The sequence below is a fragment of the Alishewanella sp. d11 genome (genome assembly GCF_049390205.1).
GTDB lineage: Bacteria > Pseudomonadota > Gammaproteobacteria > Enterobacterales > Alteromonadaceae > Alishewanella.
This window is the reverse complement of record NZ_CP186547.1, coordinates 2,228,837-2,251,126: the sequence shown is the minus strand read 5'-3', so window position 1 is coordinate 2,251,126 and position 22,290 is coordinate 2,228,837. Positions and strand designations below refer to the sequence as shown.

23 protein-coding genes and 1 tRNA gene are annotated in these 22,290 nt (G+C 45.1%); 7 read left to right on the top strand and 17 right to left on the bottom strand.

Annotated elements, in window-relative coordinates; genetic code table 11:
• Window positions 1–169 precede the first annotated feature (169 nt).
• The 10 genes from ACO1PK_RS10250 to tsaE form a co-directional block, all read right to left on the bottom strand.
• Entirely contained in the window at window positions 170–1,465 is a 1,296-nt protein-coding gene (locus ACO1PK_RS10250; protein ID WP_423185538.1) for an adenylosuccinate synthase, read from the bottom strand.
• A gap of 115 nt (window positions 1,466–1,580) precedes the next feature.
• On the bottom strand, window positions 1,581–2,744 hold the full coding sequence (locus tag ACO1PK_RS10245) for an aminotransferase class V-fold PLP-dependent enzyme (protein WP_423185537.1): 1,164 nt from the start codon (window positions 2,742–2,744) through the stop codon (window positions 1,581–1,583).
• Window positions 2,745–2,837: 93 nt separating this feature from the next.
• A complete protein-coding gene (gene hflC / locus ACO1PK_RS10240; RefSeq protein WP_423185536.1) occupies window positions 2,838–3,719 on the bottom strand; it encodes a protease modulator HflC in 882 nt (293 codons plus the stop codon).
• 6 nt (window positions 3,720–3,725) lie between these two features.
• A complete protein-coding gene (gene hflK, locus ACO1PK_RS10235) occupies window positions 3,726–4,871 on the bottom strand; it encodes an FtsH protease activity modulator HflK (protein ID WP_423185535.1) in 1,146 nt (381 codons plus the stop codon).
• Between the two features lie 42 nt (window positions 4,872–4,913).
• Entirely contained in the window at window positions 4,914–6,206 is a 1,293-nt protein-coding gene (hflX, locus tag ACO1PK_RS10230) for a ribosome rescue GTPase HflX (protein ID WP_423185534.1), read from the bottom strand.
• An 18-nt stretch (window positions 6,207–6,224) separates the two neighbouring features.
• Window positions 6,225–6,485 (bottom strand): RNA chaperone Hfq, encoded by a 261-nt coding sequence (gene hfq / locus ACO1PK_RS10225; RefSeq protein ID WP_423185533.1) that lies wholly within the window; start codon window positions 6,483–6,485, stop codon window positions 6,225–6,227.
• A 90-nt stretch (window positions 6,486–6,575) separates the two neighbouring features.
• Entirely contained in the window at window positions 6,576–7,505 is a 930-nt protein-coding gene (gene miaA, locus ACO1PK_RS10220; RefSeq protein ID WP_423185532.1) for a tRNA (adenosine(37)-N6)-dimethylallyltransferase MiaA, read from the bottom strand.
• Entirely contained in the window at window positions 7,495–9,300 is a 1,806-nt protein-coding gene (gene mutL / locus ACO1PK_RS10215; protein ID WP_423185531.1) for a DNA mismatch repair endonuclease MutL, read from the bottom strand. The genes miaA and mutL overlap by 11 nt, the downstream gene beginning before the upstream one ends.
• A 2-nt stretch (window positions 9,301–9,302) precedes the next feature.
• Window positions 9,303–10,610 carry an N-acetylmuramoyl-L-alanine amidase gene (locus ACO1PK_RS10210; RefSeq protein ID WP_423185530.1) on the bottom strand — a complete coding sequence of 436 codons (1,308 nt, stop codon included), beginning with the start codon at window positions 10,608–10,610 and terminating at the stop codon, window positions 9,303–9,305.
• 46 nt (window positions 10,611–10,656) lie between these two features.
• Window positions 10,657–11,145 (bottom strand): tRNA (adenosine(37)-N6)-threonylcarbamoyltransferase complex ATPase subunit type 1 TsaE, encoded by a 489-nt coding sequence (gene tsaE, locus ACO1PK_RS10205; protein ID WP_423185529.1) that lies wholly within the window; start codon window positions 11,143–11,145, stop codon window positions 10,657–10,659.
• Window positions 11,146–11,339: 194 nt separating this feature from the next.
• Between tsaE and queG the strand changes: the two genes are divergently transcribed.
• Window positions 11,340–12,470 carry a tRNA epoxyqueuosine(34) reductase QueG gene (gene queG, locus ACO1PK_RS10200; protein ID WP_423185528.1) on the top strand — a complete coding sequence of 377 codons (1,131 nt, stop codon included), beginning with the start codon at window positions 11,340–11,342 and terminating at the stop codon, window positions 12,468–12,470.
• On the opposite strand, the gene ACO1PK_RS10195 is transcribed toward queG, so the two are convergent.
• The 3 genes from ACO1PK_RS10195 to orn all read right to left on the bottom strand — a co-directional run bounded on the left by ACO1PK_RS10195 (window position 12,439) and on the right by orn (window position 13,480).
• Window positions 12,439–12,642 (bottom strand): DUF1289 domain-containing protein, encoded by a 204-nt coding sequence (locus ACO1PK_RS10195; protein ID WP_423185527.1) that lies wholly within the window; start codon window positions 12,640–12,642, stop codon window positions 12,439–12,441. The two genes, queG and ACO1PK_RS10195, sit on opposite strands and share 32 nt — an antisense overlap.
• A gap of 141 nt (window positions 12,643–12,783) precedes the next feature.
• Window positions 12,784–12,859, bottom strand: a tRNA-Gly gene (locus ACO1PK_RS10190).
• Between the two features lie 72 nt (window positions 12,860–12,931).
• Window positions 12,932–13,480, bottom strand: a complete 549-nt coding sequence (orn, locus tag ACO1PK_RS10185) for an oligoribonuclease (RefSeq protein ID WP_423185526.1) — start codon at window positions 13,478–13,480, stop codon at window positions 12,932–12,934.
• 141 nt (window positions 13,481–13,621) lie between these two features.
• On the opposite strand from orn, the gene rsgA reads away from it, so the two are divergent.
• Genes rsgA through ACO1PK_RS10170 form a run of 3 tightly spaced genes read left to right on the top strand, consistent with a single transcriptional unit; the run spans window position 13,622 to window position 16,246 of the window.
• A complete protein-coding gene (gene rsgA, locus ACO1PK_RS10180) occupies window positions 13,622–14,656 on the top strand; it encodes a small ribosomal subunit biogenesis GTPase RsgA (protein WP_423185525.1) in 1,035 nt (344 codons plus the stop codon).
• Window positions 14,657–14,678: 22 nt separating this feature from the next.
• The gene (gene asd / locus ACO1PK_RS10175) at window positions 14,679–15,542 is read left to right on the top strand and encodes an archaetidylserine decarboxylase (RefSeq protein WP_423185524.1); all 864 of its coding nucleotides are present in this window, start codon (window positions 14,679–14,681) and stop codon (window positions 15,540–15,542) included.
• Between the two features lie 11 nt (window positions 15,543–15,553).
• Complete coding sequence (locus tag ACO1PK_RS10170; protein ID WP_423185523.1) at window positions 15,554–16,246, top strand: glycerophosphodiester phosphodiesterase; 693 nt, start codon at window positions 15,554–15,556, stop codon at window positions 16,244–16,246.
• Window positions 16,247–16,304: 58 nt separating this feature from the next.
• Here ACO1PK_RS10170 and ACO1PK_RS10165 read toward each other — a convergent pair whose 3' ends face one another.
• Complete coding sequence (locus tag ACO1PK_RS10165; protein ID WP_423185522.1) at window positions 16,305–16,727, bottom strand: MerC domain-containing protein; 423 nt, start codon at window positions 16,725–16,727, stop codon at window positions 16,305–16,307.
• 153 nt (window positions 16,728–16,880) lie between these two features.
• Here ACO1PK_RS10165 and ACO1PK_RS10160 point away from each other — a divergent pair, with 153 nt between their 5' ends.
• A complete protein-coding gene (locus ACO1PK_RS10160) occupies window positions 16,881–17,192 on the top strand; it encodes a prephenate dehydrogenase (RefSeq protein WP_423185521.1) in 312 nt (103 codons plus the stop codon).
• A gap of 35 nt (window positions 17,193–17,227) precedes the next feature.
• On the opposite strand, the gene ACO1PK_RS10155 is transcribed toward ACO1PK_RS10160, so the two are convergent.
• From ACO1PK_RS10155 to ACO1PK_RS10145, 3 genes are all read right to left on the bottom strand, one after another.
• Window positions 17,228–17,746: a DUF3016 domain-containing protein gene (locus ACO1PK_RS10155; protein WP_423185520.1), complete on the bottom strand. Its 519-nt coding sequence runs from the start codon at window positions 17,744–17,746 to the stop codon at window positions 17,228–17,230.
• Between the two features lie 198 nt (window positions 17,747–17,944).
• On the bottom strand, window positions 17,945–19,582 hold the full coding sequence (gene groL / locus ACO1PK_RS10150; RefSeq protein ID WP_423185519.1) for a chaperonin GroEL: 1,638 nt from the start codon (window positions 19,580–19,582) through the stop codon (window positions 17,945–17,947).
• 47 nt (window positions 19,583–19,629) lie between these two features.
• The gene (locus ACO1PK_RS10145; RefSeq protein WP_189431542.1) at window positions 19,630–19,920 is read right to left on the bottom strand and encodes a co-chaperone GroES; all 291 of its coding nucleotides are present in this window, start codon (window positions 19,918–19,920) and stop codon (window positions 19,630–19,632) included.
• Between the two features lie 168 nt (window positions 19,921–20,088).
• Between ACO1PK_RS10145 and cutA the strand changes: the two genes are divergently transcribed.
• The gene (cutA, locus tag ACO1PK_RS10140) at window positions 20,089–20,412 is read left to right on the top strand and encodes a divalent-cation tolerance protein CutA (RefSeq protein WP_423185518.1); all 324 of its coding nucleotides are present in this window, start codon (window positions 20,089–20,091) and stop codon (window positions 20,410–20,412) included.
• Window positions 20,405–22,210 carry a protein-disulfide reductase DsbD gene (locus ACO1PK_RS10135; protein WP_423185517.1) on the top strand — a complete coding sequence of 602 codons (1,806 nt, stop codon included), beginning with the start codon at window positions 20,405–20,407 and terminating at the stop codon, window positions 22,208–22,210. Before cutA ends, ACO1PK_RS10135 begins: the two co-directional genes overlap by 8 nt.
• The last annotated feature ends 80 nt before the right edge of the window (window positions 22,211–22,290 follow it).

The window sequence follows — 22,290 nt, the reverse complement described above, 5'->3', positions numbered from 1 at the left end:
AATAACCTAGGCTGATAATACTTGTTACTTTAGCAAATAACAGGCCATGATAAAGAGACTAAGAGTAAAAGATTAGAAACAAGATAAAGAGAAGCAAGCCACACAACAGCAGCCATAAAAAAACGCTGCCTTTTAGCAGCGTTTTTAAACTGGAAACTTACATTAAGACTTAAGCAAAGGGATGCTTTAAGACGATAGTTTGCACCCGGTCAGGTCCCGTAGAAATAATATCTACAGGAACACCGGTTACTTCTTCGATGCGTTTAATGTAGTTTTGAGCAGCCTGTGGCAATTTAGACAACTCTTGCACACCAAATGTAGATTCAGACCAACCTGGCATTTCTTCTAATACCGGTGTTACGACTTCGTAACCTTCTGCAGCTAATGGTGGTGTTTGCAACACTGTGCCATCGGGTTGACGGTATCCAACACAAATTTGAATACTGTCTAAGCCATCAAGCACATCAAGCTTGGTTAAACAAAAGCCAGAAATACTGTTCAGTTGCACGGCACGACGCACAGCAACGGCATCAAACCAGCCACAACGGCGTTTACGCCCTGTGGTTGCGCCAAATTCGTGTCCTTTAACGCCAAGGTGTTCACCCACGGCACAATCTAGCTCGGTTGGGAAAGGACCTGAACCCACACGAGTGGTGTAGGCTTTAACAATACCCAATACATAATCTAAGTAACGTGGACCAAAGCCACAACCAGTAGCAACACCACCAGCAGTGGTATTAGAAGACGTTACATAAGGATAGGTGCCGTGATCGATATCTAATAAAGTTCCTTGAGCGCCTTCAAACATGATCTCCTGACCATTTTTGCGCGCGTGATCCAATAACTCTGTAACATCAACGACCAGCGACTTCAGTAAATCAGCCATAGCCAATGCATTATCCAGCGTTGTCTGGTAATCCACTGCATCGACTTTGTAATATTGGGTTAACGTAAAGTTATGGAGATCCATTACCGTCTTAAGCTTCTCAGCAAACAAAGTCGGATTAAATAAATCCCCAACCCGTAAAGCACGACGCGCAACTTTATCTTCGTAAGCAGGGCCAATACCACGACCCGTGGTGCCGATAGGCTTATCGCCACGCGCCTTTTCGCGAGCAACGTCTAACGCGACATGAAATGGCAGAATCAGCGGGCAAGCTTCGCTGATTAAAAGTCGCTCTTTAACCGGTACGCCACGCTGTTCCAGCATGGTCATTTCTTTTAAAAAGGCTTCAGGTGATAGCACTACGCCGTTACCGATAACACATTTTACGTTGTCACGTAAAATGCCGGAAGGTATCAAGTGTAATACCGTTTTCTCGCCATCAATTACCAAGGTATGGCCAGCGTTATGGCCGCCTTGATAGCGCACCACATAACTGGCTTTATCGGTTAATAAGTCAACAATCTTACCTTTACCTTCGTCACCCCACTGGGTGCCGAGCACAACTACGTTTTTGGCCATGGTTCCTACATCACGGAAAAAATTAGGCGTGAATTTTAGCAAATCGCCAGACAAGTTTCAGCCGTCTGCATGAAAAAAAGACCATATTTTTACATGGCATTTTTATCTTGTTGATTTAAATAGATTTAAGGCATGACAAATCAAACACATCCGCATTTTGATAGATAGCAAAACCAAACCGGAGTCGATCACCACGATAATCCGTGATAATACCATGTTGCTTCAAGCTGGCAGCAAGCTCTGCGACACGCGCACTGCTCTCTAACCGAAAGGTATAAAAGTGACCATGCTGATTAGCGTTATGTAGCAGCAAATTACTGACATTGAGGAATGGATGCTGTTGTACTTCCAGCAAGCTTAAAAAGCGTTGCTGTAGTTGCTGCACATAGCGGTGAATACGTCCTACCGTAATACCCTGTTGTTTATATAACAATAACGCTGACTCTAACCGATAAAGCGCGGTAAAATCCATTGTGGCTCCTGCAAATCGGTAGCCATCCTCACTATAAAGTACCAAAGCAGATTTTTCTGCAGCAAGGGTGCCAAATTCAGCAAACCAACCGGTATACCATGGACGAAGCTCGCTGCCTGTTGGCACAATCATAAAACAACAGCCCTCACCACCTTGCGCATATTTATAGCTGCCAGCCAGGTAAAAGATCCGTTCAGAAATTAGCGAAAGATCGGTCGGTAATGCCATAAAACCATGGTAGCCATCGATGGCAATCATCGCCTCAGATACCCTAGCTAATTGCTGCACAAAATCGGTTAAATCGGCAATAGCATAACCAGAATTAAAAAAAACCTGACTACAGAACAGCATATCGTATTGCTCTGCTGCCGCAGCTTGAATAAAACGCTGCTCAAAAGTGGCAAAAGGCTCAGTAGCAATCACGTCCACCTGGATGGTGTTAAACTCTGTCAGACGTTTAATTTGACGTTGAAAACTATAAAATTCACTGTCTGTCGTTAATACTTTAACCGGCTTACGCCAATCAAAACAACTTAACAGGCGCATTACAAACTCATGGGTATTAGGAGCAAAAACAATTTGTTCTGGTACTGGTAAATTTAAGATATCGGCAATGAGCTGTTGGGTATGTGGCACTCTTACACCAAAAATATGTTGCCACTTCTCATCCACTAAACGAGCACTGTCATCCCAGTAAGCTATAGTCGCCTCGCGGGTGACATCTGGCCAATAGTGATGTGAGTGACAGGCAAAATGCTGTTTATCCTGATTAGCCAGTAAGAAATGCTGAAAAAATTGTTGATACATACAGACCCCATTATTTACAGTAGATGGCACACCAGTAGATCGCAAAAAGGCCCTTTCGGGCCTTTTTATGCAGAGTCAAAACCGCGCTAACGCTTAATTCTGCACAGCATCAGAACGCATGTATTTGAAGAAGTCACTGTCTGGCTGAACCACAATAACATCACTCTTCGAATTAAAGCTATTGCGATAGGCTTCTAAACTACGTACAAATGAATAAAACTCAGCATTCTTATTGTACATTTCAGCATACACCTGGGCAGCCAGCGCATCGCCTTGACCACGCACAGAGCGCGAATTACGCTCAGCATCAGCTAACATAACGGTTACGCGTGCATCAACATCCGCTTTAATAATTTCCGCTTCTTCCATACCACGAGAACGGTGTTCCCGAGCTACAGCTTCACGTTCAGCACGCATCCGAGCAAAAATTGAACTACTGATTTCATCCGGTAAATTGATTTGTTTTACACGAACATCAATCACTTCAATACCAAGCTCATTTGCCGCCTGCCCCGCTTGTGCTAAGGCACTTTGCATCAATTGCTGACGCTCACCCGAAACGATTTCTTGAATGGTGCGAGCACCAAACTCAGTACGTAGACCGTTGTTAATATACTGCTTTAACAGCACCTCTGCTTGCACAATATTACCGCTGGTTGATAAGAAAAAAGCACCAAAATCGCGGATACGCCATTTTACATAGCTGTTAACCAATAAGTCTTTTTTCTCGGCGGTGACAAAGCGATCGGCCCCATCATCTAGGGTTTGTACTCGCGCATCTAATTTACGAACAACCTGAATTAATGGCAACTTAAAGTGCAAACCAGGCTCATATACTAAAACACGGTCTTCAGCATCACGCTGAATTTTGCCGAATTGGATTACAATAGCCCGCTCGCCTTCTGCTACCACAAACAGCGAAGAGACAATAATTAAGCCAACAACGACTAAAATTGCAAAGATAAAATTTTTCATACTGTCTTATCTCCCACTACCAGAACGCGTCGTAGCACTGCGTGTATTGTCAGAACGAGGCTGCGTATTGACGCCATCCGTGTTCGCGCGGACTGGTGCCATATTTTGCGTGGCAGCAGGCGCTGCCGCACCTTGCTTCATAAGTTGATCAAGCGGTAAATACATCAAGTTATTGCTGTTTTTTACATCAACAAGAATTTTCGACGTATTACTGTAGACATATTCCATGGTTTCTAAATACATCCGATCCCGCGTGACTTTAGGCGCAGCTAAATACTGTGGTAACAACTGTTCAAAGCGTGAAACTTCACCTTGCGCTTTTAAAACAATTTGCTGTTTATAAGCTTCAGCTTCTTGCATTACACGGTTAACTTGACCACGTGCTCTTGGTTCAATCTCACGAGCATAAGCTTGCGCTTCCTGAACAAAACGCTCTTGGTCTTCCTGCGCTGAAATAGCATCATCAAAAGCTGCACGAACTTCTTCTGGTGGACGCGCATCACGGAAGTTTACATCTACCAATGCAATACCCATGTTGTATGGCGCAATAACTGTTTCCAATTCTTGTCTGGTGTTTTGGCGAACCACTTCACGGCCACGTGTTAATACATCGTCCATAATCGAATGACCGATAACAAAACGTAAGGCTGCATCTGTCGCTTCTCGCAGACTGCCATCTGCGTCGACAACAGAGAACAAATATTGTCTGGCATTGAAAATACGGTACTGCACTTCAAAGGTCACTCGAACCAGATTCTGGTCTTGCGTCAACATAAATCCATCAGCTCGTAAAGAACGAACTTCTTGGATATTGACCGGTGTCACAGTATCAATAAAAGTGGGTTTCCAGTGAATACCGGCCCCTACTTCATCATGATATTGTCCAAAACGGAGGATAACACCACGCTCAGCGTCTTTTATGGTATAGAATCCGCTTAAGCCCCAAACAGCAAGGGCAACTAGGAGAATAATGGTAAGCAAGGTAGAGCCACCACCATTACTAGAACTTCCACCTTTACCACCAAAAATACCGCCAAATTTTTTGCCAAAATTGCGGAATACTTCATCTAAATCGGGCGGGCCTTGATCACGACCACCTTGTTTCCAAGGATCGTTATTTTTGCCGTTATTGCCCGGCTCATTCCAAGCCATGCTTAACTCCATTGTTGTAAGTTGTCATTAAGGGTTAATGTATCAAAAAACTGTCTGACTGACGATATAGTTTTCAATTTGTTGCTCGCTTTGTTTCTGCAAACGGGCCCATTGTGCAGCAGAGAGATGGATCTGTAATAGACAATCGCCATTTTCCAAATACGCCTCTTGCTGAACAGCTTGCAACTGAAATAAACGAGCACGCCAGTTAGCGGCATCAGGGGGCAGCAAGAGAGAGAGCTGGATATGCTGTTGCGACAGTAATGCGACTAACGCCTGTTGCAGTAAGCCAATTCCCTCACCCGTAAGCGCTGATAAATATACCGCTTTGGGTAAACCTAGTTCGTTATATTCTATACGAGGTAATTGACCTAACTGGTCAATTTTATTGAAGACCCACAGCTGTGGAATATGGGCGGCATCAATTTCCTGTAAAACTAACTGTACTTGTCTGATATTTTCTTCTCGCCGCTCATCCGCTACATCTATAACATGCAATTGAATATCTGCATCACGGGTTTCTTGCAATGTCGATTTAAAAGCAGCAACGAGATCATGTGGTAAGTGACGAATGAAACCGACAGTATCGGCTAAAATAGCCTCACCAAATTGTGGTAACAGTATTTTACGTAGCGTGGGATCGAGAGTAGCAAACAACTGATCAGCAGCATAAACCCCTGCTTGCGTCACTCGGTTAAACAACGTAGATTTTCCAGCATTGGTATAACCTACTATTGAAATAACGGGTTGCTCCGAGCGTTGTCTAGCGCGCCGTCCTTGTTCACGTTGCCTGGTCATTTTTTCCAGACGCTGCTTTAACCCTTTTACCCGCTCACGCAGCAAACGTCGATCCGTTTCAAGTTGCGTCTCGCCAGGGCCGCGTAAGCCAATACCGCCTTTTTGGCGCTCGTTATCAAAACCACGAATTAATCTTGACGCTAAATGCTGTAATTGTGCCAATTCAACCTGCAATTTACCTTCATAGGTGCGGGCTCTTTGCGCAAAGATATCCAAGATTAAGCTCGTTCGATCGATAACACGCACCTGACATAGGCGCTCCAGATTTCGTGTTTGGCTCGGTGATAGCTCGTGATTAAAAATTACCACATTGGCGTTAAGCTCAGCAGTAAGTTCAGCTAATTCTGCTGCTTTACCCGAGCCAATAAAAAATTTAGCATCTGGAGCCTGACGGTTAGTACTAAGTACCTGCAATGATAAAACGCCGGCAGAGGCAACAAGCATTTTTAGCTCTTGCAAATCTTCCGTCGACGCTTCTTGCGGAAAGTTAACGTGTACCAGTACGGCTTGTTCAGCCAGCTCAGCCAGTTCAAACAAGCGCAATTACTCCGCTAATTATTCAACATCCTCATCACCCTCACCTTGACCACTACCATGAGCGATCATAGTGTTAACGGCGCGAGCAGGCACAACAGTCGAAATCGCATGTTTGTAAACCATTTGACTGACTGTATTTTTCAGTAAAATGACAAACTGATCAAATGACTCAACTTGACCTTGTAATTTAATCCCATTCACCAAGTAGATTGAAACAGGAATACGCTCCCGTCTTAAGGTGTTCAAAAATGGGTCTTGTAATGATTGGCCTTTTGCCATGTCACGCTTTCCTTTTTTATTAAGTATGCTTTATATAGGTATTATTTTTTTTATTTCAAGTTGTTAAACATGAAATTTTTGCTGACATCTTTAGCTTAGCGAACTTATGACAGCTTGCAAGTTTTCTTCAAACTTAGCCTCACTTTTCAACCATTGTAAATTTTGCCAACTTCGTAACCAAGTCAGTTGTCGTTTAGCTAATTGCCGCGTAGCTGCAACGCCTTGACTGACCATTAACTCATAATCGGTATTGCCTTTGAGGTAATCCCACATCTGCCGATAGCCAACACAGCGAATAGCCGGCAGATTTTCATGTAAATCACCTCGGTCTAGCAACTGCTGTACTTCTTGTTGAAACCCCTGAACTAACATTTGCATAAAGCGTTGTTCTATACGCTGATGCAATTCTGCACGATCAGTCGGCGCTATGGCGAATTGGTGTACTTTATAAGGAAAAGGTTCAGATTGTTTTGCCGTTAATTCCGTTAAACTTTGTCCTGTTAAACGATAAACCTCTAGCGCCCGATTAATGCGCTGCGGATCATTAGGATGAATACGATTCGCCGCAACAGGATCAATAGCCGCTAATTGCTGATGCAATGCCGCCCAACCTAATGCCATGGCTTCAGCTTCTAGCTGTGCCCGCACTTTTTCATCCGCTGCGGGTAACGCCGATATCCCCTCTAATAAGGCTTTAAAATACAGCATGGTGCCCCCTACTAAAATGGGGATATTGCCACGTTGCTGAATCTCAGCAATTAACTGCAGTGCATCTGCACGAAAATCTGCAGCAGAATAGCTTTGAGCAGGGTCGCGTATGTCAATTAAAAAATGGGGCGCAGCGTTCAATTCGGCAGCCGTTGGTTTCGCTGTACCAATATCCATACCTCGATAAACCAGCGCACTGTCAACGCTAATTAATTCGGCATTACCCAATTGGTGTTTTAACGCTATCGCCAGCGCGGTTTTACCTGAGGCCGTTGGCCCCATAATACAAATAACAGGCAAGTTACTCGCCATCTTCTACCGCACTTAACTCAGCTTTCGCCAAGTTTAACGTTACTGGTCTGGCCTGACGTTTTGTCGCTGTTAATGCCTCTGGATAATGATTTAACAACAGCTCCGCCTTAATAAAATTGTCGGTAAGCAATAAAGCCAATAAGGTATTAGCCAGTTCAGGGGGATTAATATTTACTAACGTTGTCAAAAGGCTGCCAAACCATTGGCTGACTGCGGTATGTCTTAGCCAAATCGGCAGCGCTCTGACGATAGCAGTATTATCCTTGATTAACAGATCAAAGCCCAGCGCTTCAAAGGCTGTAGCAAAAGATAATAACAATGGCAACTCACCTACCGTTAAGGATAAGCGTAAGGGTAATAACAAGGGCGCAGTTTTCACTTGCTCTTGCCAGCACGGCGCTACGCTCGCGGCAATATCAATCAATAACAGCGAGGCTATGGCATTGGCCTCGTTTTGACAAAGTGCAAAACGATTTTCCACCAATAAATAAGCTGCCGAACTAGTCACGATATCATTGTGTGCTGCCGTTTGATTCGCGACCAAATAATGCATTTGCTCCGCAGCTTGAGCAACTGATGGCGCGGTTGTAGTTCCAGTATACTCTCTTGCGCTGCCATAAGAATGCGTTGCTAGACGGTTGATCTCTGGTTCGGCAACCCAATCTGTCCTTGACAAGGTTGCTGCCGAAAAGCCAGCGGCAGGCGCAACTTGCGCAGTTGCTTCTGGCGGTAACCGTTCAGCATTCACCTGATCAGGCTGCGCCAGTGCACTTAGTTTGGCAGCACTCGCCTTAGCACCGCCTTGTAGCAGAGCATCTGCTAAGGATTGAACAACAAAATCATGAACTAGCCGAGCTTGATGAAAACGCACCTCATGCTTTGCCGGATGTACGTTAACATCCACTTCGTGCGCATCGATGTCCAAGTACAACACAAAGGCTGGCTGGTATTCAGCAGGTAAAAGATCACCATAAGCTTGTCGGATGGCGTGATTTAACAACTTATCACGCATCATACGGCCATTAACGTAACTATATTGGCAGGCAGAGGTTTGCTGGCAAGCCTCTGCTGGCAATAACCACCCCGATAAACGCATCTGACCATATTGGCTTTCAATCCAAAGCGCTTGCTCTGCAAAGTTACGCCCACACAGTACCGCCAGACGTTTTTGTTTCGCCAATTGACTTGCAGCAATAGGCAAGCGACGAACACTTTGCTCGTTATGATTAAGCGTCCAAGCAACATCAAAACGACTTAACGCCAGTCGTTTGATAAGCTCATCAATATGCGAAAACTCGGTTTTATCGCTTCGCAAAAACCGACGACGCGCAGGTGTGTTAAAAAACAAATCCAACACGTAAATACTGGTGCCAACAGGATGAGATGCAGGTCGCACCTTGACCGCCATATCACGGCCTTCTGCGCTAGCTTGCCAAGCTGCATCTTGTGATGCCGTTTTTGAAGTTAAAGTTAATCTAGAAACCGAGCTTATACTGGCAAGGGCTTCTCCTCGAAAACCTAAGCTCATAATCTGTTCTAAATCGGCTAAACAGCTAATCTTACTGGTTGCATGTCGACTTAGCGCTAAAATGAGTTCATGCTCGGCAATACCGCAGCCATTATCACGAATGTGAATAAGTTTACTGCCGCCTTTGACAATATCGATGTCTATCTGAGTGGCACCTGCATCCAAACTGTTTTCAACCAATTCTTTTACAACAGAGGCAGGTCGCTCAACCACTTCACCGGCAGCGATCTGGTTAGCCAATTGCGGAGGTAACAGTTGGATAGGCATAATTAAGGGATCCGCAGTACCTGACCAATGCGCAAGGTGTCATTACGCAAATTGTTATGGCGCCGTAACTCATCAATTGGCACATTATAGCGTTGTGCTAACAGAGATAGAGATTCTCCCGCTTGCACCCGATGCTCTCTGGCACGTCGTTGCGCAAATAATGAGTCAGCGGGTGGCGATAATTCAAAATGACGGCGCAGACCAGTAAATAACGATTGCACCAATTTTTCTTGATGTGCAGTATTGCGTAATTGTCGTTCTTCTTGAGGATTAGAGATAAAACCAACTTCGACCAAAATTGAAGGGATATCAGGCGAGCGTAACACGGCTAAGCTAGCGGATTGCGGCTCCCGATTATGCAGCCGCGTTACCTTACCCAGCTCAGATAAAACCTGATTTGCCACCTGATACGCAGTGACCATAGAATGATTCATCGATAAATCGAGTACGGTTTGCGCTAAATATCGCTCATTAGCCGAGTCTTTAATGACTTCGGCGACACCACCTAATAATTCACCATGCCGTTCAGTTTGTTCTAGCATCCGACCAACTTCAGAGGTAGCGCGTCGTAACGAGAGCACCCAAACCGATGCACCACGTGGCGTTGGAGTAGTAAAAGCATCGGCGTGAATGGAGACCAATAAATCAGCCTGCATTCTTCTTGCAATATCAGTTCGGTTATTAACATGAATAAAATAATCACCGGTCCTAACTAATGAAGCTCGCATGCCGGGTTCTTTGTTAATTAAAGCGACTAATTGCTTAGCAATAGGTAAAGTGAGATGTTTTTCAAAGGTCCCGGCCGGACCAATAGAACCAGGATCGACCCCTCCATGTCCGGCATCTACCGCAATTATAATATCTCTTGCTACCCGAGCTGGGCTCGTTTTAGTAGCAACAGCAGCGGAATTGGCTGGTGTGGTCGGCGTTGAATTTGCAGATACTGCAACCGTTGCGCTGCTGGTGCTTTCAGGTAAATCAACCACCAAACGATGACCATGTGGCGCAGCAGGCGCTAAAGCAAATACCTTGGGTTTTAAGGTTTTTGATAAATCCAAGACAATACGCATTGTGTTTTGCGTATTGCTGCTACGAATATTTCTAATTAACGGTGACTCCCCCGTCGTCGCAGGTAAACGACTACCCGATTTCATCTGGCTTAAATCAATCACTAAGCGATCAGGGTTATCCAGCATAAAGTATTTAAACTCGGGGGCTGCAGACATATCAAAGACTAGACGAGTATTATCTGCCGCAGGCCAAATCCGAACATTGTCAACTTGATTATTAGCCCATGCTTGGCTACTCATAAGTAAGTACCAACACAGAGCCATTTTTAGCATAATACTGACTAAATTATTCATCAGTCGACAACACGGAAAGTAAGGTTTCAGCTTGCACACTATGCGCAGTTAGGGTGAGTGAGCGAGCTGTTAACGTCTGCTGCAGCGCAACCGTTATATCGGCCTGAGGTAAGATACCTATGCCACGCTCAGGCCATTCAATTAAACAAAGGCTGTTTGGCGTAAAGTAATCTCGAATCCCTATAAATTCGAGTTCTTCAGCATCGTGCAAGCGATACAAATCAAAATGATAAACCTGTAAGCCTGCAAGATCGTAAGGCTCGACCAGAGTATAAGTTGGACTTTTAACATGGCCAACATGGCCTAACGCTTGAATCAGTCCTCGACAAAACGTCGTTTTTCCGGCACCTAAATCGCCTTGCAAGTATATGACCATACCACCACGCAGCAGTTTTGCTAGACGATGAGCAAAAGCGAGGGTGTGTTGTTCTGATGGCAATAAAGTGGTGTACTCTAACAAGCGAACATCCTGAAAATTCATGCAAAATAACTTTTAAGCTATGTTAGCAAAAGTAATGGTATGGCAGCCAGTAAAACCGTTTATTGTTCAATGTGACAGAATCAGTGCAAGCAAGTTCCCATCAGCAGTGCGAAGTAACCGTTAAATAGGCTGGGAAGGTGGTTCTATGATAACATTGTTTCATCATCATGCAGTGGTAGGTTGCTGATTAATTAATGACAGAAAAACACGCATTAGCACAACAAATCAAGCGTTGGGCCAATGAACTGGGGTTCCAAGCCTGCGGTATTACTAAACCCGACTTAAGCCAACACGAAAGCCAATTACAAGCGTGGCTGGATGCTGGCTATCATGGTGAAATGCAATATATGGCAGAGCATGGCATGCTGCGAGCTCGTCCTGCCGAACTGCATCCTGGCACACTAAGCGTGATTAGCGTGCGCATGGATTACTTACCCAAACAAGCAGGCTTCGCCACAAACCTTGCCGATCCGAGCCAAGCCTACATTAGTCGCTATGCACTAGGACGTGATTACCATAAGTTATTACGGAATCGGTTAAAACAGCTTGGCGAGAAAATCGCGCAGTTGAGCAGCGACTATAATGGCCGCCCCTTTGTCGACTCAGCACCAATTCTAGAGCGCCCCCTCGCGCAACAAGCTGGTATTGGCTGGACCGGCAAGCATAGTCTAATTTTAGCCGAAGACGCAGGATCCTGGTTTTTCCTAGGTGAATTACTGGTCAATATAGATTTACCCGTGGATCCCCCCCATCAAGGCGATTGTGGCAGCTGTGTTGCTTGTATCACCAGTTGTCCCACTGGCGCTATTGTTGCGCCTTACGTGGTCGACAGCCGTCGCTGTATCTCTTATCTGACGATTGAATTAAAGGAGGCGATACCAGAAGAGTTTAGGCCTTTAATGGGGAATCGTATCTATGGCTGCGACGATTGTCAGCTTGTCTGCCCAGTAAATCGCGCTGCGTCTTTATCAGCAGAATCAGACTTTCAACGCCGTCCGCAGTGGCAGGATCAATCGCTTTTGGCGTTATTTCAATGGGATGAAGCAACTTTTCTAAAGCATACGGAAGGCAGTGCTATTCGGCGGATAGGGCACGAACGTTGGCGTCGAAATCTGGCAGTCGCACTAGGCAATGCGCCCTACCAGCCAGAAATTACCACGGTATTATCTACTGCATTAACCAGCGCCAGCCCACTAGTGGCCGAACATATCAATTGGGCGTTACAACAACAAAAACAAAAAGGCTGGCAGCAAGCTAATTTACTGCCCAGAGCAACCGAGCGACTCGTGCGAATTATTCAGAAAGGTCTGCCCAGGGATGCATAAAGTCGTGTTGTTGACGCTTGGCACAACGCTGCTGAGCTAAATCCATAATTTGTTGCTGCCTTAACGCAGTCGCTTGATGCCATTCGGTAATCTCGTTCAGTAGGCGACCACAACCAACGCAACAATCATGTTGGTCTAAACAACAATTACGAATACAGGGCGAACTTGACATTACCCTCTTCCTATAGCCTAGAAAAGTGAGATGTTATTATGTTTAGCAGGAAAATTAGCGATTGCCATTCATTCGGTAAAAAAATGACTTTATTCGCGCTCACAAACGTGAAAAGCAGCCAAAAGGCTGCTTTTCTGAGATTGGAGCGAGTTACGAGGTTCGAACTCGTGACCTCGACCTTGGCAAGGTCGCGCTCTACCAGCTGAGCTAAACTCGCATCGGTTAGCAACGAAGTTGCTGTCTGATGGCGCGCATTTTACAAAATCAAGCCGCTGTTGCAAGCACTTTTTTAAGGTAAACGGAAAAAATACCGACGATAGGTAACTAATTCAGCAATAGACTCACGAATATCATCCAAGGCCAAATGGCTACTGCTTTTTTGCACTTGCTTCAGCACTTCAGGATGCCAGCGGCGCGCCAGCTCTTTCACTGTACTAACGTCTAGATTCCGATAATGAAAAAACGCTTCTAAGGTTGGTGCATACTCAGCCAAAAAGCGTCGATCTTGACCGATACTATTGCCACACATTGGCGATTTCCCTGGGCTAACATACTGACTTAAAAACGCAATGGTCTGCGCTTCTGCTTCAGCCAACGTCACTTCGCTTGCCCTACAGCGCGCAGTTAAACCACTTTTACCATGCTGTTCTACACACCATTCACTCATGTTATCCAGCACCGCATCAGACGTTTTAATCGCAAACACCGGACCTTCCGCTAAAATATTGAGTTGGCTATCGGTTACAATAGTGGCCATCTCCAAAATCACATCGGTTTTGGGCTCTAACCCAGTCATTTCTAAATCTAGCCAAACCAGATTAGTATCGTTAATTGCCATAATTAAAAGCTACCTATGCTTAACAAAACAGAGGATCCATCGCAAGTCGCTCGCAGCCACTTTGTTAGAATCCAGAATACAGGTATGATACACGCCTTACGCTTTACAGTAATAGCATCCTTTACAGAAAAACGGTAACCAGTGACCAAGAAAAAACATCTTACTCAGCGCCAGCATGATCGTATTGCGAAAAATGAACAGCGGCGTTTACAACGTGCTGATAAAAAAGCCTCTGTCGTGTGGGATGACGATCTGCTACATGCCCCAGAACCCGGTTTAGTGATAAGCCGCTTTGGCCAACATGTCGATGTAGAAGATCAACAAGGCCAGATTATTCGCTGCAATATGCGCCGTACTATTAGCTCGGTGGTCACGGGCGATAAGGTAAGCTGGTGTCGCAGCAAACAGCCCACCGGCAGCATCGACGGGGTGATCGAGGCCGTTGAAGAACGTAGCTCTGTCCTTTTGCGCCCAGACTTTTATGATGGCTTAAAACCGGTGGCAGCCAATATCGATTTAATGATTATCGTGTCAGCGATTTTACCAGCCCTCTCGTTAAATATTATTGACCGCTATCTGGTTGCAGCAGAAATGACCGGCATTAAACCGTTATTGGTTATCAATAAAGCCGATTTATTGGATGCCGCGGCACAGGACGCTTTAGAACAACAATTAGAGCTTTATCGAAAGTTGGGCTATTCCTGTCTGCTGGTTAGTGCTCGCACAGGGCAAGGAATGACCACTCTACTGGATTATATTCATAGCGGCACCAGCATTTTTGTTGGGCAGTCCGGTGTGGGTAAATCCTCGCTAATGAATCATCTTATGCCAGAATTGGCAGCGGCAACGCAGGAGGTTTCGGCGATCTCGGGGCTTGGCCAACATACCACTACGGTATCCAGACTGTATCATTTACCCGAAGGTGGCGAGTTAATCGACTCACCGGGTATTCGTGAATTCGCGCTATGGCATCTTAGTGCAGAAGAAGTTACTCAAGGTTTTATCGAATTTAAGCCTTGGCTTGGCCGCTGCAAATTCCGTGATTGCAAACATATCAGCGATCCAGGCTGTGCTATTCAACACGCGGTAGCGGAAGGCGCCATTAGCCCTGAACGCTATGACAGCTACCTAAAAATCCTGACCAGTATGGTACAGGATAAACCGAATCATTTTTAATCTTAAGAGTACCTAAAACACTATGGATAAATTCAAAATTACCCTGCAGTATTTGCTACCTAAGCATTTAATTTCTCGTTTAGTGGGCAAGCTAGCTGCGGCTAAGCTGGGTTTTATCAGTCATGCCCTGATTAGCCTGTTTATTAAAGCCTATAAAATTAACATGCAGGAAGCGCGCTTTGAAAACGCCGCTGATTATGCCAGCTTTAATGAGTTTTTTACCCGCCCTTTAAAAGACGGCATTCGGCCACTGGATAACGCAGCCGATATTATCGCCCAGCCGGTCGATGGCAAGGTCAGTCAATTAGGTGATATTGTTGCCGGACAATTAGTTCAGGCTAAAAACCACGATTACAGCTTACAAAGTCTGCTTGGCGGTAAAGCTGAAACAGCCGAGCCCTTTCTTGGCGGTAAGTTTGCGACCATTTATTTAGCACCAAAGGACTATCATCGCATTCATATGCCTGTAACGGGCACATTGCGTGAAATGATTTATGTACCCGGCGAGCTGTTTTCCGTAAACCCATTAACCGCAGAAAATGTACCGGATCTGTTTGCCCGTAACGAGCGCGTTGTAACGATTTTTGATACCGAATTTGGTCCTATGGCCTTAGTGTTGGTCGGGGCAACCATTGTTGCTAGTATTGAGACTGTATGGGCCGGTACCGTAACCCCCCCTGCAGGTAAAGATGTGTTCCGTTGGCAATACCCTGCAACTGGGTTAAATAGTGTCACATTAGAAAAAGGCGCAGAAATGGGCCGTTTTAAACTCGGCTCTACCGTTATTCTGGCTTTCCCGCATGGTAAAGTCGACTTTCTGCCAGAGCAGCAACCTGGCACCGTCACCCGAATGGGCGAGCCATTCGCCAAACTGTTAAACGAATAGCAGGAACCGCTATGCAGATTATTGCCCACCGTGGTGCCAGCGGCGAGTATCCGGAAAATACGCTACTCGCCTTTGAGCAAGCCCTCGCGCAAGGCGCCGATGCGATTGAATTGGATGTGTATGCGGTAGAGGATGAGCTTATTGTGATCCACGATCCACGGTTAGAGCGCACCACTAATGGCCAGGGCAGTATTTATCAGCATAGCTTAACGGCGCTCGCCAGCCTTGATGCTGGCAGCGGCCAGACAATACCCACGTTATGGCAGGTGTTACAACTTATCCAAAATAAGTGCTGGTTAAATATTGAATTAAAAGGCGCCGACACTTTAGCCCCCTTACTCACCTTATTGGATCGGGCAGAAATAGAATTAGGGTTTGATTTAGCCACATTACTGATTTCATCATTTAATCATCCGCTGCTCGCCGCGTTAAAAACAGCAAGACCGGCGATACGTATTGGTGCATTGACAGCCAGCCTACCGCTGCAGTATGCGGCCTTTGCCGCTGAACTTAAGGCGGAAGCAGTGCATTGTGATGCCGATTTTATCGACGAGTACATGGTGAAAGATGCGAAAGCACGCGGACTTAAGATCTATGTTTACACAGTGGATGATAAAGACGGATTAACCGCTTTGCGGCAACTGGGGGTTGATGGTGTCTTTACAAACTATCCTGCGAATAGCAGACGCTTTCTGGGGCTTTAACAGAACGAAACCACAGTAGGCCGTGGTTTCGAATCTCAAAAGAGGATTGAAACAGCTATTAGGCTAATTCTTTTGCCTGTGCTGTTTTTGGTTGGTCAGCTTCGCAACCCGTGCATTGGTTGCACAAGCGCATATTCATAATATGTGCACCAATCACTAATACTGCACCTACCACCAACACATAATGTTCATAATCATGGCCCCAGACATCGCGTTGCCAGTAAATAAAGCCACCTAGGAACAACGCGTAAAATGGATACAGTTTCCGATGATAGCGGTGGAAACCAATAAACAAGGTAATAAAACCAAGCACCATGGTAAATAGCAATACATAGCCTTCAAAAGCATGATTATGTGCGGCATTTAGGCCTAACAGCGGCAATACCGGTAAAATAACAGGTAATAGAATGCAATGAATGGCACACAACGATGTGATCATAATACCAAACTTGTCAAACAGTACTCTTGCTTTGGCAATCACAGGGGTAACCTCGAATCGCAGTAAAAACGAACGATATAATATAACAATACAACCTAGAATGAAATGATTCTTAGTAAAAAAACTTGTTGTGCCGCCCCGCAAGAATATAAATCTGGCATAATATGCCACCATTTATTTTAAGCTAAGTATGTTATGGATACCCTGTTAACACAATTAGATGAGAATCTGAAAGAGTTATATCGCAAGGCGCTCGATGCCGATGCCACATTAGAACAGCTGCAACAACAAGGTCAGGCTAAACATCAAGCTATTTTTGGAAAAGATGTGGCTTTTCAGGTGCAAAGCAATCGCTTCATGCCTTATCTGTCTGAAACCGCTGAACAGATCGCGGCCATTAGACAAAGCCAGCAATTTAATACAGCGACCTTGCAACGCGTAGTCACACAGCTAAAACTATTGCACGTAACTCTTGCCGAGTTTCGTGACGCGTTAAAAGACCAATAAGCCACATCATGTGGCTTATTGGTTGGCAGTCACCTCTAATGAGCGGCTGCGTTGGTTTGCTGGTTGACTAAAGGTTGTATTGTTTTAGTAAACCACTCATCCAACATGTTCTTTTCATATTCAAACTCATTACGACTAGACACTTTGCTGACACTATGCATAAAACCCATATCACGTAAACGCTCTTCACCAGCTAGCACTTCTTTACCTGAGCTATCTTTTAAAGAATGTGTAAAACGAATAGCGGGTGAATACAGGTCTTTGACGATGCGTAACGGCTGACCAGTAGCACCGGCAAAATAATCAACATCACCTGCCAAGTCGATATCAGTTACTGTCACCTGCCATGTATAGCCCTCAGGTACTTTAGCTGCATAATCGGTAAAAAAACCTTCAAATGCTTTCAGAACTCTCTCTTGATAACGACTTTTTGAATCGTTCGTTGGTTTTATATCGGTATATTTTTCAGGATGCTCAAAGTTTACTGTGACTTCGGCGGCAGTCACTACGCCTGACATAGCCAAAATTATCATCGCTAAAATACTATTACGCATTTTTAAGACTCCTTAGTTAAGTCTGATCTATTTGCTGATCACAAGTAAAAATATAGCGAAGTAACCCTTTATGCAAGCTGAATAAGTTTTAAACAAACTGTTGCACTCGCATAAAAAAACCCTGCAAAGCAGCAGGGTTTTTTCGCTTAATCACTTTAGCGCTTTAGCAAAACGCTTAGGTGATTTGGCTGGTATGGATTACATCATGCCGCCCATACCACCCATGCCGCCCATATCTGGCATTGCAGGAGCATCAGCCTTTGGTAACTCAGTTACCATTGCTTCAGTCGTGATCATCAGTGAACCAACAGAAGCAGCAAACTGCAGGGCTGAACGGGTAACTTTAGTTGGATCTAGGATACCCATTTCTAACATATCGCCGTACTCGCCAGTTGCCGCGTTATAACCGTAGTTACCAGAACCCGATTTAACTTGGTTCACCACTACTGATGGCTCTTCGCCCGCGTTAGAGACGATTTGACGCAGTGGAGATTCCATTGCACGTAAGGCAATTTTGATACCGTGGTTTTGATCTTCGTTCGCACCACGTAAGTCAGCCAGTTTAGCGGCTACACGTACTAAAGCTACACCACCACCAGGTACTACGCCTTCTTCTACCGCAGCACGGGTAGCATGTAAGGCGTCTTCTACGCGGTGTTTCTTCTCTTTCATTTCGATTTCAGTGGCCGCGCCCACTTTGATTACCGCAACACCGCCAGCTAATTTCGCTAAACGCTCTTGCAACTTTTCTTTATCGTAGTCTGAGGTAGCTTCTTCGATTTGCTGACGGATTTGCTTCACGCGGCCATCAATTGCGCCTTGCTCACCGGCACCATCAATAATAGTGGTGTTATCTTTAGTGATAACGATACGCTTGGCTGTACCTAAATCTTCTAACGTCGCTTTTTCCAGTTCCATACCGATTTCTTCAGAAATCACGGTACCGCCAGTTAAGGTAGCGATATCTTGCAGCATGGCTTTACGACGATCGCCGAAACCTGGGGCTTTCACCGCAGAGATCTTCACGATACCGCGCATATTGTTTACCACTAAGGTGGCTAAGGCTTCGCCTTCCACATCTTCAGCAATAATTAATAACGGCTTGCCTGATTTTGCAACGCCTTCTAATACCGGTAATAATTCACGGATATTCGTGATTTTCTTATCTACAGTCAGAATGAATGGGTTATCCAGTTCAACCTGGCCCGCTTCCTGATTGTTGATGAAATACGGTGATAAGTAACCACGGTCGAATTGCATACCTTCAACCACGTCTAGCTCGTTGTTCAGACCTTGACCTTCTTCAACGGTGATCACGCCTTCTTTGCCTACTTTATCCATGGCATTGGCAATGATTTGGCCAATTTCATCGTCAGAGTTAGCAGAGATAGTGCCTACTTGCGCAATGGCTTTGCTGTCAGCACAAGGCTGAGATAAGGTTTTCAGCTCGGCTACCGCAGCAATAACAGCTTTATCGATACCGCGCTTTAAATCCATTGGGTTCATGCCAGCAGCAACAGCTTTGACGCCTTCGTTGATGATATTTTGTGCTAAAACCGTCGCCGTAGTGGTACCGTCACCGGCTTCGTCATTGGCTTTAGAAGCGACTTCTTTGACCATCTGTGCGCCCATATTCTCGAATTTATCTTCTAATTCGATTTCTTTGGCAACAGATACACCATCTTTGGTGATAACAGGTGAGCCGAATGATTTATCTAAAATTACGTTACGGCCTTTTGGACCTAAGGTAACGCGAACTGCGTTAGCCAGAATATTTACGCCTTTCAGCATTTTATTGCGAGCTTCGTCGCCAAAACGTACGTCTTTTGCAGCCATTTTAAAATCCTTAAATACGGTTAATGATTACTCAGAAAAAGGGGGAATTAATCCAGAATAACACCTAAGATATTGTCTTCTTTGGTGATCACATATTCCTGACCATCAATTTTTTCAGTGCGCTCTACATAGGCACCAAACAGCACCTTGTCGCCAACTTTTACTTCCAGTGGCTTAACGTCACCGTTATCTAAGATACGACCATTGCCAACCGCAACGACTTCGCCACGAGTAGATTTCTCAGCAGAAGCACCAGTTAAGACGATGCCACCGGCCGACTTGCTTTCAGCGTCAGTACGTTTGATGATGACACGATCATGTAATGGACGAATATTCATGCTCTATCTCCTAAAGCTATTTTGTGTTTTAACATGGTTGTTAAATTGTGTGCCTCCTATATGGGGCGAGCCAAAAAAAATTCCAAGGGCTTAATTTAAAAATTCTGCATTTTTTCTTCCGCGCTTTGCCGTACAATTGCTACCAAATCTTCTTGCTTGGACTAAAGCATGAGCCAGTACTTACTTATTTTGTGTAACTGCCCCGATGCACAAAGTGCCGAAAAAATCACTGAAGCCCTGCTCTCACGGCAATTGGTTGCCTGTGTTAATCAATTAGCACCAGTGCAATCTAGCTATCGCTGGCAAGGGAAAATTGAACACAGCACTGAGCTACAATTGCAACTTAAAGCACCAAAATGGAACTTTAACGCAATAGAGCAAGCCATAACTGCTATTCATCCGTATGATGTACCCGAGATTATTGCCCTACCGCTGGAACAGCTAAACCCAGCCTATGCTAACTGGATTGATGAGGTAACATTACGTGCTTAGAGCTTTGCTATTTTCGTTTTTACTGCTTTTTACCATGCTGCCTGTGGCAGCACAGCAAAGTACGGCGAGTCCGGTTGAGAATAATAATGTCTTAGCCAGTTTACTGAGCGGCCAACCACAGTTTCTCCCGGTAGACCAAGCCTTTGTGTTAGATTACCGGCAGCAAGATAACGAACTGTTACTGAATTGGACCATTGCCGATGGTTATTATATGTACCGGGATAAGTTTAAGCTCGGTGGTATTGCCGTAAACTTTTCGCATCCCACTTATCCTGCCACTATCACCATTGAAGATGAGTTTTTCGGTAAAACTGAGGTCTACTTTCATCAACTGCAGCTTAAAATCCCCTTATCTGACATTGATGAAGACGCCATCTTCCGAGTGCAGTTTATGGGCTGTGCCGAAGCGGGCTTTTGTTATCCCCCTGAAACTATTGAAATCCCTTTGCTGCAAGCTAGCTCCGCTGTTAGCTCGGATTCAGAAGAATCAACCAATCAAACACCCGTTTCCAGTCAATTTAATTTATTAGATCGTCTCACTCAAGGCTCAGTCCTAACTAGTTTAGGCGTGTTTTTCTTATTAGGTTTAGGCTTGGCCTTTACACCCTGTGTCTTTCCAATGTACCCGATCTTAAGCAGCATTATCGTGGGTCAAGGACAACAACTCTCGACCAAACGTGCTTTTGCGTTATCGATGTCTTACGTTCAGGGTATGGCACTGGCTTATTCCTTACTTGGTTTGGTTGTAGCGAGTTTGGGTGTGCGCTTTCAAGCGGCGATGCAACATCCCGCCGTGCTTATTGTTGCGGTGATCATTTTTGTCCTTTTAGCACTGGCGATGTTTGGCGTTTTTAACCTACAACTCCCCGCGCGCTGGCAAGAAAAGATCTCGGGGATCAGTAATAAACAACAAGGTGGCTCGCTAAAAGGCGCCTTTACCATGGGGGCTCTGTCTGGCTTTATCGCATCCCCCTGCACTACGGCACCTTTATCCGCGGCTTTACTCTATGTCGCGCAAAGTGGCGATTTACTGTTAGGCGCTATCACGCTGTATGTGCTCAGTCTGGGTATGGGCTTACCCTTACTGCTGCTTGGCACTTCAGGGGGGAAATTATTACCAAAAGCAGGTAACTGGATGAATAACATTAAAGTCATTTTTGGTTTTCTATTACTGGCCGTACCGCTCATTCTATTAGAACGCTTTTTACCTTTTGCCATTATTTTAGCTCTGGGCACCTTACTGACCCTAAGCTTGGTGTTTTATCTATACCGCATCGTATTTAGTTTAAACAGCAGCAATGCCAAAGCCAGCGTGGCAATCATCGCCCAGCTACTGTTATTTGGCATTTTTTGGTTAAATCTCAATTACTATCGGCCTGCGGTGCAAACGGCTGCACCTGTGGCAATAAATGAAACGGGTGAAAAGGTCAATGCGCTGGGCTTTATTGAAATAAAAACGGCAGCAGAATTAACTGAACAACTAGAAAAGGCTAAGGCGGCCAATCAATTTGCCATGGTGGATTTTTACGCTGAATGGTGTACTGCCTGTAAAGAATTTGAGCTGCTAACCTTCCCAAGGCCAGAAGTCACCGCTTTTACTACGCAAATGCGTTTAATTAAAATTGATGTGACAAAGATGACTCGTAGTGATGCGGCCTTACTTGATAGCTATCAAGTACTGGGTTTACCGACACTGTTATTTTTTGCCCCTGATGGGACTGAATTGACACAAAGCCGTGTTACCGGCTTTATGAATGCCAGTGCCTTTGCCAACCACTTGGACGCGTTATTGCCCTAACCAGCGCATTGAACTCCAACACCGGCGGTATAGCAGCTTAGCTTGCTATACCGCAACACTGCATTAATCCTCCTGCGAAA